Annotated in this window: 12 protein-coding genes; 3 read left to right on the top strand and 9 right to left on the bottom strand. The window is 51.9% G+C overall.

The window, feature by feature from the left end; all coding sequences use genetic code 11:
• Window positions 1-151 precede the first annotated feature (151 nt).
• Entirely contained in the window at window positions 152-616 is a 465-nt protein-coding gene (locus tag HY774_23540; protein MBI4751464.1) for a hypothetical protein, read from the top strand.
• 39 nt (window positions 617-655) lie between these two features.
• On the opposite strand, the gene HY774_23535 is transcribed toward HY774_23540, so the two are convergent.
• On the bottom strand, window positions 656-1,711 hold the full coding sequence (locus HY774_23535; GenBank protein MBI4751463.1) for a DNA adenine methylase: 1,056 nt from the start codon (window positions 1,709-1,711) through the stop codon (window positions 656-658).
• A 158-nt stretch (window positions 1,712-1,869) separates the two neighbouring features.
• On the opposite strand from HY774_23535, the gene hxpB reads away from it, so the two are divergent.
• Window positions 1,870-2,535, top strand: coding sequence for a hexitol phosphatase HxpB (gene hxpB / locus HY774_23530; protein MBI4751462.1), 666 nt, complete (start codon window positions 1,870-1,872; stop codon window positions 2,533-2,535).
• A gap of 155 nt (window positions 2,536-2,690) precedes the next feature.
• Here hxpB and HY774_23525 read toward each other — a convergent pair whose 3' ends face one another.
• The 6 genes from HY774_23525 to HY774_23500 all read right to left on the bottom strand — a co-directional run bounded on the left by HY774_23525 (window position 2,691) and on the right by HY774_23500 (window position 11,685).
• The gene (locus tag HY774_23525; GenBank protein ID MBI4751461.1) at window positions 2,691-4,214 is read right to left on the bottom strand and encodes a succinate CoA transferase; all 1,524 of its coding nucleotides are present in this window, start codon (window positions 4,212-4,214) and stop codon (window positions 2,691-2,693) included.
• A 5-nt stretch (window positions 4,215-4,219) separates the two neighbouring features.
• On the bottom strand, window positions 4,220-5,650 hold the full coding sequence (gene glmU, locus HY774_23520) for a bifunctional UDP-N-acetylglucosamine diphosphorylase/glucosamine-1-phosphate N-acetyltransferase GlmU (GenBank protein ID MBI4751460.1): 1,431 nt from the start codon (window positions 5,648-5,650) through the stop codon (window positions 4,220-4,222).
• A 270-nt stretch (window positions 5,651-5,920) separates the two neighbouring features.
• Complete coding sequence (locus HY774_23515; protein MBI4751459.1) at window positions 5,921-7,048, bottom strand: YvcK family protein; 1,128 nt, start codon at window positions 7,046-7,048, stop codon at window positions 5,921-5,923.
• 645 nt (window positions 7,049-7,693) lie between these two features.
• A complete protein-coding gene (locus tag HY774_23510; GenBank protein ID MBI4751458.1) occupies window positions 7,694-9,124 on the bottom strand; it encodes an aldo/keto reductase in 1,431 nt (476 codons plus the stop codon).
• A gap of 178 nt (window positions 9,125-9,302) precedes the next feature.
• The gene (locus HY774_23505) at window positions 9,303-11,237 is read right to left on the bottom strand and encodes a serine/threonine protein kinase (protein ID MBI4751457.1); all 1,935 of its coding nucleotides are present in this window, start codon (window positions 11,235-11,237) and stop codon (window positions 9,303-9,305) included.
• A gap of 97 nt (window positions 11,238-11,334) precedes the next feature.
• Window positions 11,335-11,685, bottom strand: a complete 351-nt coding sequence (locus HY774_23500) for a hypothetical protein (GenBank protein MBI4751456.1) — start codon at window positions 11,683-11,685, stop codon at window positions 11,335-11,337.
• Window positions 11,686-11,871: 186 nt separating this feature from the next.
• Here HY774_23500 and HY774_23495 point away from each other — a divergent pair, with 186 nt between their 5' ends.
• Window positions 11,872-13,089 (top strand): M48 family metallopeptidase, encoded by a 1,218-nt coding sequence (locus tag HY774_23495; protein ID MBI4751455.1) that lies wholly within the window; start codon window positions 11,872-11,874, stop codon window positions 13,087-13,089.
• On the opposite strand, the gene HY774_23490 is transcribed toward HY774_23495, so the two are convergent.
• Together HY774_23490 and HY774_23485 are read right to left on the bottom strand one after the other, a co-directional pair.
• Window positions 13,081-14,547 carry a PDZ domain-containing protein gene (locus tag HY774_23490; protein ID MBI4751454.1) on the bottom strand — a complete coding sequence of 489 codons (1,467 nt, stop codon included), beginning with the start codon at window positions 14,545-14,547 and terminating at the stop codon, window positions 13,081-13,083. The genes HY774_23495 and HY774_23490 overlap by 9 nt on opposite strands.
• Window positions 14,544-14,840: a hypothetical protein gene (locus HY774_23485; protein ID MBI4751453.1), complete on the bottom strand. Its 297-nt coding sequence runs from the start codon at window positions 14,838-14,840 to the stop codon at window positions 14,544-14,546. Before HY774_23485 ends, HY774_23490 begins: the two co-directional genes overlap by 4 nt.
• Between the last annotated feature and the right edge of the window lie 109 nt (window positions 14,841-14,949).

The raw sequence follows: 14,949 nt of genomic DNA, 5'->3' as shown, positions 1-14,949 counted from the left end.
AGGGATGAAGGATGAGGGATGACATAAAACCAATTTCTTCAGTCCAACTTCTTCAACTCGAAGTCTTGAGCCCTGAGCCCGAAGTCTTCAGCCCGAAGTTTTCAGCCCGTTTTCTTCAGCCCCAACCCTTAACCCCCAGCCCTTCAACCATATGCCCCCTCTTCACCTCGCCGTCTCTCTTGCCCGACAAACCATAGAACTCATTGACCAGTGGCCCTGGAAGCCAGTCTCTCAGGACTGGGAGCGCAAAAAAATCGAAAAAATGCGGCCTCTGCTCCAAAAAGCGCTGGCTCGTCTGGATCATCCGGCGGAGGCTGGATCCGCCGTGATTGTCTGCCGGATTTCAGTGGTGACGTCGAAAGCTGATGAATATGAAGAATGGTTTGAGCGGTCGCGGGTCTGGGAAGTGATGTGCTCTGGTGACTCGGTTCAATGCCAGTCGCACAGTAATCTGGCTACCATGGTTGGTGCGAGTCAGAGTGACTGGTTTGTGGTACGTTCAACTGACAGCCAAACCTCAGCAATGCTCAAACAGGCAGAAGTGTGGCGAAACAAAATGGCTCAGGCCATACTCCAACCAGATGCGTATGTGGATGTAGTTGAACGGAAGTCGTAAAGAGAAAATTCAGACAGGACGCTGTTTTTGAAATGAGGTTTAAGATTTTGTTGTCCGAACATAATGGATATATTCAACCGTTCGGCTGCGTTTATATTTGCGTCCATTATCAGCTTTAAAGCGGTTGTATGTGGTCTGAAAGGTCTTGACCTTGCCTCGGGTGCCTAAAATCCGATGAATTTCATCAAACGTCATCAAGCCTTCATCATTGTAACTCAGAAGGATATGCCGTGTTTTGGCCTGCCGCACCAGATGTTCAAAAGCCTGGATCACTTCGCGTTTTCGACAATATGAACTGCGGGTATATCCTTGTCGGATGCCGGTCACACCCTTAATCAAAGGGTTGTCATACCGGGCAATGGTTTCAAGGATGTGGTAGTTTGACGAGTACTGGCGTTCATTGTAGGGCGGATCCAGATACAAAATGTCGCATTCAACTTCTTTGATCAATTCGTTGGCATCACAATTGTAGGCGGTACATTGTGAGATCTGGTTTATAAGCTCTAATGGTTTGAGTTTCAATGGTTTGAGGGCACTTTTCTTGAATTGTTTCAGATAGGCTTCATAGATGCAGGCGGTGTTGGCCACCCGGTCAATGGCTTCAAGCAACATGCACAGCAAGTAGTAATATTCATGTTCTGAAAGCAGGCCATCTTGTTTCCATTGTTCAATTGCCTGACGAATAGCATCTGTTTTGGCAGCGTTTTCACGTGTGTAATACAACCGATTCCCTTCGGGCGAATAGTGCCGGGTGATAAATCCAATATCTCCTGGAAGTCCATTGATCAATTCAAGGAGCGCCAGCAGATGGGTTTCATCAGGTTGGTTTTCAGTCTTAATTGGAGTTCCTATCTGGTGCTGTAACTGTGTAAAAGCTGGAGGGTGATTGATTTCAAGATAGGCTTTGTTTAAAACATAGGCATAATATTGAAGGTCATTGGCAATAATCTTCAGCCCCAATTTTTTGAAATGTCGGCCCACAGCGCCAGTCCCGGCAAACATATCGCACAACGTCTGTTCTGTCCCATCCGAGATTTCCCGGAAGACTTGTTCAAGAAAGGGAAGTAAACTCAATTTTGAGCCGATGTAATTCATTGATTTTGGAGTGCGGTGGCTTGACACCGCTTTGACAAGAGATCGTGTAACACTATTTTGGTGTATCACCAGTTAATACCACACAAAAGGGAAATCGGACAGCGTCAAGCCGCTGTACAAAAAAGCGGTGTCAATCCACCGCACTCCGCACCTTACTTATGTTTCAAGCTGTAATTTTTGACCTTGATGGATTGTTGATTGACTCTGAACCGCTCTGGCGGGATACGGAAGTCAAAGTCTTCGGAGCGCTCGGCCTTCCGATCACCCACCAGGATTGCGAGCAGACGATTGGCTTGCGCGTTGATGAGTTTGTCCGCTACTGGTATGACCGGTTTCCCTGGAAGGGCAAGTCGCTGCAGGTGGTTGAGCAGGAAATTGTTGAGGAAATGATCTTTTGCATCCGACAACGCGGCGTGCCGAAGGCAGGCGTTGAAAAAATCTTTAACTTCTTTGCTGAAAAACAGTTGCCGATGGCAGTCGCTTCGTCGTCATATGTACGGATCATCGAAGCCGCCCTGGAAACATTGGGATTGCTCCCGCACATCACCTTGTTTCACTCCGCCGAACACGAGACCTTTGGCAAACCCCATCCAGCCGTGTATCTGACCACGGCTCGGAGGCTCAACGTTGATCCGGTGCGATGTCTCGCCTTTGAAGATTCTCCGACGGGTGTCCAGTCCGCAAAAAGCGCCGGGCTGACCTGTGTGTGCATCCCCGACTCAATCGTGGATCAGACCAAACTCAGTCAGGCTGATTTGCTTCTGAAATCACTTGAAGCCTTTGATGATGAACATTTTACGGCATTAGACAGGTTGAGCGAGTAGCGAGTAGTGAGTAGCGAGTAGTGAATAGCGAGCAGTCAATCCATCGCAACTTAAATTTACGCTTCAACTTTTGAGTATTCCTCAATTGCCAAGACAACTCTCTCACCCCTTCAACTAAGAAGAACTTCTTCTGACTACTCGCTACTCACTACTCACTACTCGCTCTGTGCCTGCTTCGGCGGCTTCATCGTCCCGGTTTCCATCAACCGGATGTGCCAGTCAAAGGCATGTCTGAGGTCGAGTGGGGTGTGTTTTCCGGGGGCATTGCGGCGGGCGAGTTCGAGGTAGTCACGCAGTTCGTCGCGATAGTCCGGGTGAACACACTTGTCAATGATGGTTTGGGCCCGCCGATATGGAGCCAGCCCGCGTAAATCGGCCAGACCTTGTTCGGACACAATGATTTGGGTCGAATGTTCGGTGTGATCCGTATGCGACACCATTGGCACAAAGGCTGAAATCGCACCGCGTTTGGCCACCGATGGAGTCATAAAGATCGAGATGTAGGCGTTACGGGTAAAATCGCCGCTGCCACCAATCCCATTCATCATTTTGCTGCCCATGACGTGGGTGGAATTGACGTTGCCGAAAATATCAACTTCAAGGGCCGTATTCATCGAAATGATGCCCATGCGGCGGATGACTTCCGGGTTGTTTGAGATTTCCTGCGGGCGGATGATGAATTTTTGCCGCAACTCGTTGATTTCACGATAAAAGCGCTCTTCGCCCGCCCGCGAGAAGGTCAGCGCACAGGTTGAAGCACAATCCAGTTTTTCGGCATCCAGCAAATCAAAAATCGAATCCTGAATTACCTCAGTGTACATCTGAATCCGGGAAATATGTTTGCTGCGGGCCATCTGGGCCAGCACGGCGTTGGCCACGTTTCCAACTCCGGACTGGAAGGGAAGGTGAGATTTGGGAATGCGGCCCTTGCGAATTTCGTGTTGCAGAAATTCAAGCACGTGGTTGGCAATTCGAATGCAGGTTTCATCCGCCGGTTTAAAGTCGTGCTGTTCGTCAGGGGTGTTGGTGAGGACGATGCCGGCTATTTTTTCAGGCGGGCAATACACATAGGGCACCCCGATCCGGTCATCCACATTGGTGATGTGGATCGGCCTGCCGTGTGGCGGAAGTTCCGGCATGTAGATGTCGTGAAATCCTTTGAGTTCAAGCGGATGGTGTTCGTTGAGTTCGATATAGACCTTCCAGGCATAGTGAATGAAGGTCGGACTCATCCCGGATGACGTGGTGAGGTAAATGCGACCATCTTCGGTCACATCCACGGCTTCGATGATCGCCACATCAATCGGTTCCAGAAAACCGTGCTCGATATAGAGCGGAACGTGGCTGAGGTGCATGTCGAGAAATTCAATGTCCCCATGGTTGACTCGATCTCGAACGTCCGGTGTGGATTGGAAGGGAAGTCGTTTTTTCATGGCGCCAGTGCGCGCCAAAACCCCATCCATCATTTCACCGGTGGAGGCACCTGTATAGAGATTGAATGAAAATTCCTTACCGGCTTTTGATTCTTCTTCAATGCGTTTGGCAAAAGCGCCAGGAATCAGTTTGGGATAGGCAGTGGTAAAACCACTCGTGCCAATCGTGCTTTTGGCTGGAAGTTGTGCCGCCACATCTTCTGCCGACATAAGCTTTGACTGTACAAACGAGTTGTACCTGCGCATAAAAATCAATCCTTTGTCTGAGAGTGTTCACCTGCGAGCGGATCAGAGGGGAATGTTTTTTTCACCGTCGCTGGTACGCCAGCAGCGAGGCTGTGATCCGGAATATCCCGCGTTACGACCGAGCCAGCTCCGGTGACTGAGTTCTTTCCGACTCGGACGGGGGCAACGAGCATGGTATCACTTCCAATTTTCACGCCATCTTCAATGATGGTGGCGTGTTTGTTCTTGCCATCATAGTTACAGGTAACGGTTCCGGCACCAATATTTACCTTGCTTCCAATCGTGGCATCACCTAAGTAGGTTAAATGCATGGCTTTACTGCCCGGACCCAATGTTGATTTTTTCACTTCGACGAAGTTTCCAACCACGGCATTGGATGCCATATGGGCACCCATCCGTAAATGCGCAAAGGGGCCAACGGACGTGTTGTCTTCCAGTGTGCTGTCAAAGACCAGCGAATAATCGCGAACGGTCACCCTGTTTCCCAATCTGGCGTTGACCAGCCGGGCACCAGGATTGATCACGCATTCTTCACCGATGATGGTCGGGCCCTCAATCGTGACATTTGGGTAAATGACGGTATCCATTCCAATTTGGGCATCGGCATCAATGAACGTACTGGCCGGGTCCACAATCGTGACACCCCGGCGCATCAGGTGGCGGAGCGTTTCCTGGCGAAGTCGGGCGCCGGTTTCGGCCAGTTCAATTCGGGAATTGATGCCAAGCACTTCTTCGGGCGGTGAATGCAGCACAATCCCAACCCGATGTCCGTCAGATTTGAGCAGACCCAGGACATCAGTCAGATAATATTCACCCTGTGCATTGGCTGGTGACAATCGAGCCAGAGCTGGGAGTAACAGATTGATTTCAAAGGCATAAATGCCGGAATTGATTTCAGGAATAGTTCGTTGCTGCGGGGTGGCATCACGGTGTTCCACGATGCGACTGAAGGTGCCATCAGCTTCGCGCAGAATTCGGCCATATCCGGTCGGGTCGGGAATATCCGTGGTGAGTACCGTCGCCGCAAAGTTGTTTTCAGTGTGAACCTCAAGCAGTCGCCTGAGCGTGCCAGGGCGGACCAGCGGCACATCGCCTGACAAAACCAGTACCGTTCCGTTCTGACCAGAAAGCACGGCTTCGGCCATCTGTACGGCATGCCCGGTGCCACGCTGCTCTGTTTGCAGCACAAATTCCAGTTTTGTTTTTTGCTCGATATCAGGTGCAAATTGCTGAAGTTCCTGGCGGATTTTGGCTTCGACCGCTTCGGCCTGATGTCCGACAATCAGGATAAGTTGAGCTGGAGAAAGATCAATCGCTGTGTGGCAGACGTGGCCCAGGAGGCTGCGTCCAGCGAGTTGGTGCAGGACCTTGGCCCGACGGGATTTCATCCGGGTTCCAAGTCCAGCCGCCATAATGAGAATGTGTGGAGAGTGCATAGTGGCAAAGTGATTTTTTGACAAGGTGACTTTTTGACAAAGTGACAGGGTGACTTTTTGACAAGGTGACAAGTGACCTTTTGACAGGGTGACTTTTTGACAAGGTGACTTTTTGACAAGGTGACTTTTTGACAGGGTGACTTTTTGACAAGGTGACAAGGTGACTTTTTGACAAAGGTGATTCATTCACTATTCATAAGGATTTTGTCACCTTGTCACTTTGTCACCCAGTCACCCAGTCACCAGTCACCTTGTCACCCAGTCACTTTGTCATCTTGTCACTTTCAGCGTTCGGGCTTTCCGCCGTTGGGACATCGCCTGTTGATAAACGGTGAAGACGGCCTGAGCCAGTTTAGTTGGGCAGTGCCGAGCCAGTTCGCTTTGTTCAAGCAGGTCGGAGGCCAGTACCGGAATTCGTTTTCCGCAAACTGTGATCGAAGTAGAGGTTGTTTCAGAGCCGGCCACTGAGAGGAGTGCCGGGCCGGATTTCCCATTTCTCAGGTCGGAAGCCATCCTGAGGTAAATTGGCTGCGCACCTTCTTCGTGGTATTTGGCTGCGACATCAGGGGACACCAGAGTGTTATTGACCAGGACCACATCAAGTGACCCGGCGGGTATGTAGCGCAACAGCCATTCAATATGGTTACTGACCGAAAAATGATCGGTTTCACCCGGCTGGGTCATAATGTTGCAAATATAGACTTTCAGGGCTTTGGACTGGGCAATGGCTTCAGCAACACCGTGGACCAGAAGGTTTGGAATAATGCTGGTAAACAGCGACCCAGGGCCCAGGGTAATGATGTCGGCGGTTCGGATGGCGTCGAGGGTTTCCGGCAATGGCTGACAGGTTTCAGGTTCCAGCCGAATATGGCGAACCCGTCCACCAGCCGCTGTGATTTTGCTTTCGCCATGGATGATGCGTCCATCTTCGAGTTCGGCCACCAGCGAGACATCTGAGGTGGTTGACGGGACGATATTTCCACGAATTGCCAGGACTTCGCTGGTCAATTTGACAGCTTTGACAAAATCGCCGGTGACCCCGGTCAGGGCCGTCAGAAAAAGATTGCCGAAGCTGTGCCCCCGGATGTTGCCTTCACCTGGAAAGCGATACTGAAACAGTTGTGAGAGCAGGTATTCATCCTCAGACAGTGCCACCAGACAGTTGCGGATGTCGCCCGGTGGGAGGATTTGGAATTCTTCGCGGAGTCGCCCCGAGCTTCCTCCGTCATCGGTTACCGTGACCACCGCCGTCAAGGAATCAAGAATATGCGACCGGGCTGCCGTTTGCTCCCCATCAGATAACACATAATGTTTTAATCCTTTCAGCAGCGTGGAAAGGCCAGTGCCGCCGCCAATGGCAACGCACTTGAGATGTGGGGGGAAGCTTGAAGTGGTCATGGAATGCAATGTCCTGGTCTGAAAGTTGGGTGACTGTCTGTTGAATAGGCAACTACCGTGCCGCAATAAGGCAGGGGGGAGAGCCGAATCCACAAGGTGGTACTGCCGGTTTTAAATCACCAACAACGGTTGAAAAACGGCGAATTGATTGAAAGATTTGTATTTCCCCAGGCCCCAAGCCCTCAACTCCAGGCCCGAGAATGTGTAAGAAACGCGCAAGAATACCCAAGCCCATCACACGCTGCAAGAGCTTGCCGTGAACGGCTGTATCTTGCTGATATGATTGAGGAAGTCAGAATCCAGGCCACTGTCGAGATTTTGTCAGAATGAAGAACAAGTGGTTAGTGGTTAGTGGTTAGTGGCTAGTGGTTAGTGAAGCCAGTTAGGAGTTGAAAAAATGAGCGGATTTGAACCCACGAAGCGGGTGGCAGGCTCGTAGCCCAGGGTTTTAACCCTGGGAAAACGTTGCCCCCTCACTCCCGCCCGGCCCGCCGCCGTAGGCGGCGGGCCGGGCGGGGAAATTTGGATTGGAGATGACCCGCATCCGGTGGTGGCGCGTCCAAAGCGACGCTGACCACCGGCTAACCTTGCATCATCCCTCCGAGATGAAATCCAAGAACCAAAACTAACCACTAATCACTTTCTTCATTCATACAAGCTTTGCAAAATGGTCAGACCGTCAACTTGTGGAATCTCAGTTACAGGCAGCGCATCTGCCACATATTCCGGTCGGCGCATCCCGAGCAAGGTGCAACTGAGTCCTGGAAGGCTGGTCAGCACTGAAAGTGACATCTGGCTCAAGGTCAAATTTCCTTTCGGATAGCCGTGTTCATAGAGTTGTTCACGGACGGCATCCGACTGCGGCTGGCTCTGGCAGGCAATGTAGCGCACCACTTCCTGGAGCGCCGGGTTGATCAGATCTACAAATCGGTTTTGCCATTTATCAAAGATCGCTGGCTGCTTGTGCATTTTCTGGGATGTTTCCATGAGCCATTCACGAATCGGATAAATCACATATCGTCCAACCACCTGTTCCCAGACACCTTCGGAAGAAACCTGCAGTGCCAGTTCCTTGATGTGATCGGCAATGCCATCTTCATGCATCAACGGCACCCGAAAAGCCATGTGGAGTTCGAGTTCGTGGTCAGCCAGTGGTTTGAGAATCGTGTCGAGGTGTTCAGGTCCGGGTGCTTTTTGTCCGGGAGGCACAAAATCAGCCAGTCGAATTAACTGGTTGTTGGCAAAGGCGTTGAGTGGACGATTGGCGAGTGTTCCAATCCCGTGTTGGCGACAAAATTCAAGCGGGGTCAGTCCCTGATTGCTTGGGTGTATTGCCACACCCGGTTCAAACAGGTTGAGCGGAAACTGGACCACCCGGAAATGATGGGTGGCTGATACGGCGTTGGCCTGTTCAAGACAACGAGCAATGCTGGTATGGGTTGGATCTTCAAGCGGGAGCGGGTAATTGTTGGACGAAATGCCATAGTGCCGCAGTCTTCCGGCTTCGACTTCGGTTTCGAGAAAAGCGAAGGCTTCCCGCACGCGGCGATAGAATTCCGTCCGATCTGCTTCCGACGCTCCGCCGTGTTTGGCCTGATAATTCAAAAAATATTCGGGATTGTGCAGCAGAAAGACATCAATCGTTTCAAGTTCCATCCGCTGACGACTGCGCTCAATCTGGGTTTTGAGAAATTCCGGGTGGATACAGTGCCACAGACCCGGTCCATACTTGACGACTTCAGGAAAGGTCTGTTTTTGAGCGAGCGCCATATTTTCGCCCTGAATGTACCCGCCTTTGGTGACAACGATCACTTCGTCACGGTTGAAGTCCTTCAACACCCGTCCGATGGTGCGCTCGGCACCGCCGTCCGTGTAGTTGGCACTGGTATCAATCAGGTTTCCACCAGCCGTCAGGTAGTGCCGCAGGGCGGCTTCGTGGGTTGGGTTGTCAATATCAACCCGGTAGCATCCAAAGCCGAGCGGATGACACCATAACCCGGTTGTTCCCAACGAGTTCAACCCGTGACGTGGGCTGGTGGAAGAGGTGCGGGCCGCACCTGGTAGGTAACTTGACATCGTGAAAAATCTCCTTAGGGGAATACCAATGAGGGTTCAGGGTTCAGGGTTCAGGGTTCAGCGCAAGATACTCCACCTTGAGCGGTACCTGCCGGTTCCCCAGTCCTCATCTTGAGTGGGATCAAGTCATTTCATCGCCTCAAACCCTGAACCCTGAACCCCGAACCCTGAACCCAATTCAATACTTAAATCGCCGCAACAGCGGCTTGAGGCTGAAGGAAAATGGTTTTTTCTCTTCCGGCGGTGGTGGAGGCAATTTCACCACATTCGGTTTGGGTTTGGGTTCAAGGTCAGCCAGGGCATGCAACAGTGCCTGGGCAAAGTTTTCAGCCGTTGGTCGTCGGGCTGGGGACTTGTCGAGCGCCTGCAGCAGCAGTCGTTCAATTTGTGGCGACAGTGCCGGGTTGAGTTCCTGAGGCGATGGTGGGGGCGTGGTGAGGTGCGCCAGCGCAATCGTCAACGGGTTCCCATCACTGGCGGTGAAAGGCGGCTGTCCACACAGCATTTCATAGAGAATCACACCCAGGCTGTAAATATCGGATGGCGTATCATACGACTGATTTTGAAGCCGTTCTGGGGCCAAATAGGTTGGATTGCCAATCATCAAACCTGAAAACAAGGCGGCTGGTGGTGGCTCAACTCGTTGTGGATCAAGGAGTTTGGCGTGCCCAAAGTCAATGACTTTGATTGTTTCCTGCGTGCCTGAGGTAACCAGAAAAATGTTATCCGGTTTGAGATCCCGATGAAGAATCCCTCGCCGGTGCGCTTCGGCCAGAACGTGGCAGAGCGGAAGTGCCAGTGTGAGCGCCCGTTTAACGGGGATGCTGCCTGGTTGGCGGAGTTCTTCGGCCAGAGTGCGACCTTCCAGGAGTTCCATAACCAGATAGGCAAACCCGGTTTCAGAAATTCCCTGGTCAATCATTGTGACGGCATTCGGATGGCTGAGATTGCGGGCCGCCAGTGCTTCAAGCGGCGTTTGGTCGGGGAAGTTGGGGGCTGTGGCTGGAAGCGGTGGGCGAAGCAGTTTGACCGCAACCGGGCGATTCAGACTGATATGCGTGGCTCGATAGACAATGCTTGAACTCCCGGCTGCCAGTGGCTGCTCCAGCTCATACTGGCCATTGATGACCAATCCGGAAAGTGAGTTCCCCAGAATTTCAAACCCTGGCTGGCTGTTCTGTTGGGTGCTGAAAAAAGCTTCAAGTTGCCGCTGACGGATGGTATCCCGCGTTGTCCAGGCATTGGCAAGTGCAATGGCTGCCTGGGCAATGAGTTCGGTGCCAAATTCCAAATCATTGGGCTGAAACAGGATGTGCTTTAATCGGGGACCAAAAATAATCGCTCCCACCAGTGTGTCATCAATGGAAATTGTGAATAAAAGCTGGACTTTTTGAGCACTCAGTGTGGCTTTTAAGTCGCTCTCTGGAAGGTCGGCAACGAGAATGGCTGATTGAAGATCGCCTGGAAACTGTGTGAACAGGTTTGAGGCTGGGAAGGTCACACTGCGTTCGTCGCGGATTTCAGGATGACCAGTTTTCCAGAGTGCGAAGGCAAATTTCGCCACGGCCCAGCGCTCAGCCAGAGTGGTGACCAGAAAATGCGCAATGACCTCTGGATCCCCCAGGGATTGAAGTTCACGCTGCAGGTTGAGGATGGTTTGCAAGTTTTGCCTTCGTTCCTGAATTCCCTGTTGGGTTGCCCGTACACGCTGATAGGTACGGGCATTGGTCAGGGCATTTCCAGCAATTTCAATCAGATGAGTGAGAAATGCCTGTTCATCGGCCAAAATTGGAGAGTAGGTTCGCTCAGCGAGGCCCAAAACTCCAATGGGCTGTAACCCGCCACCAATTGGGTAAAATGAAAGTGTGGTGTGGCTGAGCTTCTGGTGGTCAAATTCATCGCCAGGTTTGAGGTACGGAAACCCCTGGACCTGAGCCAGCCGCATGGTGCCTTCGGTATCCTGCAGGGCGACCAGAGCCCGGGCGACTGACAAATGATCCAACACCAACTGGAACAGCCGCTGCAGCAATTCATCCGGATCAAGAGACCCGTGAAGCAACCGCGCGGCTTCGAGCAGGGCAGCCAGATGGAGCGGATTGTGGGTTTGGTGCATAGCGGGCCAAAGTTTTAATGGAAATGACTGGTTCCATCAGCTAGAGTGTTGAGCAGGATTGTCTGCTGCTGATCGAAAAATTTTGGGAGACCTGATTCTAGCCTAAGGTTGAAGAGACCAAAAGGACATCACGGACGAATTTAGGGCCTGGTACCTGGTACTTAGTACAAGTCCCCATAAATGGGGGATGGAATTTTGGTTCCTCCGAATTGGCTTTCGCCCGGATGGGCGCCGGACAATAGCCGGTGGTTTGCCGCTTTGGGCACACCACCGGATCGTCGGTCCGCAGTGGTTTGCGCCCGGATGGGCGCTGGAAGCTGGTTTGGGTCCCGGTTTTCGTCGAATTTTCGGCTTCTGGCTCACGACTCCTGTTCCAGCGCCCATCCGGGCGCGAACCCGTGATGGCGGCTCTGTCCGGTGGCCGCGTGTCCAAAGTGACACTTGCCACCGGCTATTTTCCAGCGCCCATCCGGGCGAAAACCAATGTTTCTGCCAGCGAGTGGTCGAATTTCATCCCCCTTTTATGGGGACTTGTACTTAGGAACCAGTTCCTTCCCAGAACAAAGAACGAAGGCCCTCAGCCCTCAGCCCTCAGCCCTCAGCCCTAAACCCTCAGCCCCAGGCGCTAAAAACTATGAGTTCAGAACCAAACAACACCCAACCGAATCCGAACCCTGAAGAACCTGCCAAAAAACAACGCATTCGGCTGCCCAAGCTCAAAGCCGCCGATTTTCAGCATCCGTGGGATGTGGCTGCGCTCGAAACGGTCAAACGGGCCAAGGGACTCGACCTGCTGGTGCGGAAGTTGAACGAATATGGATTTGAGCGGTGGTACTACATCAATAACATCGCCGATAACGTGCGGGTGTCGCAACGCCAGTGTAAGACAATTCACGATATGCTGCGCGAGTCTTGTGACATTTTAGGTGTCACCGCCGAACCTCAGTTGTATCTCAACCAAAATCCAAACGTGAATGCCTTTACCTTTGGCACCCAGCAGCCATTTATTGTGATCAACTCAGCGTTAGTGGATTTTCTGACGGATGATCAGCTTTTGTGCGTGATTGCCCACGAAGTCGGGCACATCAAATGTGGCCATGTGCTTTATAAAATGATGGCCAATTTTCTGTCGGTTGTGGTCGAAATTGTTGGGGAAGCAACACTTGGGCTGGGGACGCTGATTGGGTCGGGCTTGCTGCTCGCGATTTATGAGTGGGATCGCAAATCAGAGCTTTCGGCTGACCGGGCGGGATTACTGGTGGTGCAGGATCTGGATGTTTCGATTGAAACGCTGATGAAGCTGGCCGGAGGGTGTAACAAGATTTATGAACAATTCAATCGGGATGAATTTTTGAAGCAGGCTGACGACTATCAGGAACTCGATAGCAGCATGCTCAATCAGGTGTACAAATTCTTGCAGGTGTATCGGCGCTCGCACCCATTTCCAGCGCTTCGGGCCAAGGAAATCAAGAAATGGGCTGAAATCGGGGAATATGCATCAATTCTGGATGGCACGTTTTACCAGCAGTATTTACCGCCTGCCGGATATTTGGCACTTCCTCCAGTCGGAGGGAGTGGGTACGGTGGACCACAACCAGGAGGATCTGGCTCCCAGCCCCCACAAGCTGGGGGGCCGGGAGGAGAATCAACTGGACGCCGACCAGACCCGAAAGTTTGTTCCAAATGCAACACGACCCAGGTGGATCCATTGGCCAGGTTTTGTTTCCAATGCGGAACGCCGTTTGGAAGCGCCCCACCACGCCAGGGATTGACCTGTTTTAACTGTGGAACGCCAATCAAAAAAACCGATATGTTTTGTCCGAACTGCGGGTTAAACACCCGGTTAGGTTAACACGCTCGAATTGCCAATGGTGATTTCGGACAATCGGGGAATTCGAATCCGCATGGGCGGAATTTGAATCCGGGTTGGAATTCTCATCCGGAGCGGACGAAGGTAGGTTTCATCCACTTTATCAAGCGTAGCGGTGACCGTCGTTGGCTGACGATCACGCACAATGTTGAGCGTGACGGTACCTTCTTTGACTTTCGACAGTTCCTCAATCAGATCGGAACTATTTTTTACTGGCTGATTATTGACCGCTGTAATGCAGTCACCGGCTTTGAGCCCGGCTTTTTCGGCGGCTGAGCCAGTTTTGACTTCGGTGATCAACACACCACCGTTGGAAACCCCCATTGACTGAGCCAGTTGTGAGGAAAGGGAATCAACTGAGACCCCCAGCCGCCCTCGGCTGGGGAAGAAAAAGACGCCCTGCTTGGGGGGCTGGCGTTTTTCAATCGTTGCGTTCAAGGTCAGCGTTTGTTTGTCGCGAACCACGGTCAGCGATACATTCCCGGATTCGGCTTTGCGCAGTTCCTGACGTAAGTCTTTGGTGTCATTGATCGCAACACCATTGATGGCGGTAATGCAGTCACCGGCTTTGACACCAGCTTTTTCAGCCGCCGAACCAGATTCGACTTCGGTGACCAGAACCCCGCCTTTGACACCAAAATAGGTGCTGAGTTGTTCTGATAGAGACTGGGTGCTGACACCCAATCGGCCTGAGTCATGAAGGGTATAAGCCAGAAGTTCGGCTTCCCGGAGCGCCTTTCCATTGTCTTTAAAGGCTTTGCTGTATTCCTTCATCGCCTTTTCTGATTCTTTCGCCGCCTTGCGCATTTCTTTTTCGATTTGTTTCCGCTGTTCGTCAGAGAGAATCTGCCCGCTCTGCCCTAACCCGTAGGCATATGCCTGTTGTTGGCCTCGGGCTTCGGTGGTGACGGAAATATTCTGTTTTTTCTTATCGCGGAAAATGGTCAATTTCAGTTGTGACCCTGGTTCGGATTTGCCAAGGATGGTGCGGAAATGCTCACCGTTGACAATTTCAGTGCCGTTGATTTCCAGAATCACATCGCCCGCTTTGACTCCGGCTTTATCCGCCGGGCCACCGGGGACAACATTTTGAATATAAACGCCTTCAGCTTTCTTTAAGCCAAGTTCGGCGGCCTTTTCATCACTGATGGTATCGGAAAATACACCGAGGAAAGACCGTTGTTTATCGCTGGCGAGCGCCAGGACCTGATCTAACTCAACCGCCAGTTCGCCATCGAGGTCAGCCAGATTTCCATCAAGGAGGCTGAGTTCGGCCTCAAGTTCAGCCAGAGCCTTGGGATCTTCTTGTGGAAATGGCCCCGTGGCAGCCTGGCTCGAAAAGAGTGGGGTTGTAAGGCAAAGTGAGAGCACCAGCCCGCCGGTTGCCAGTCGTCCCGGCCAGCCAGTCAACGCATTTGGAAACACACGTGTCAATTTCATGCAGCAATTGCTCCTTCGTTTCTTCTTGAGATTGTTTTGCTTTTGGCCTGTGAGGAGTGAACCGTAAACAGTTGTGAATGCAGTCTGGCGATGCCCACGCCGCAACCTCCAAAAAGTTCCGCAAAAATCTTCGGGCGGAAAACCTCGGGCTGAAGACTGAGGGCTTGGGGCTTGGGGCTGAAGATTCGCAAGCTCAGGGCTGAAGAAAACGGGTAAAACCAAGTCTTCAGCCCGACTTCTTCAGCCCGATGTCTTCCGCCCGATGTCTTCCGCCCGAGTTCTTCGCTCTTCATTCTCAATTCTGAGCGGGGGTGCTTGACTTTCGCGCTTTGTCACTTTTACTCTCTTCAAGCACGCTTACCGTTCACAACTCTTGATTGCTCCAGATTTCAAATTACCCAG

The organism is Acidobacteriota bacterium, assembly GCA_016208495.1.
Taxonomy (GTDB): Bacteria; Acidobacteriota; Blastocatellia; order Chloracidobacteriales; family Chloracidobacteriaceae; genus JACQXX01.
The sequence above is the reverse complement of the archived record's forward strand: the minus strand, read 5'-3'. Positions and strand labels throughout refer to the sequence as shown.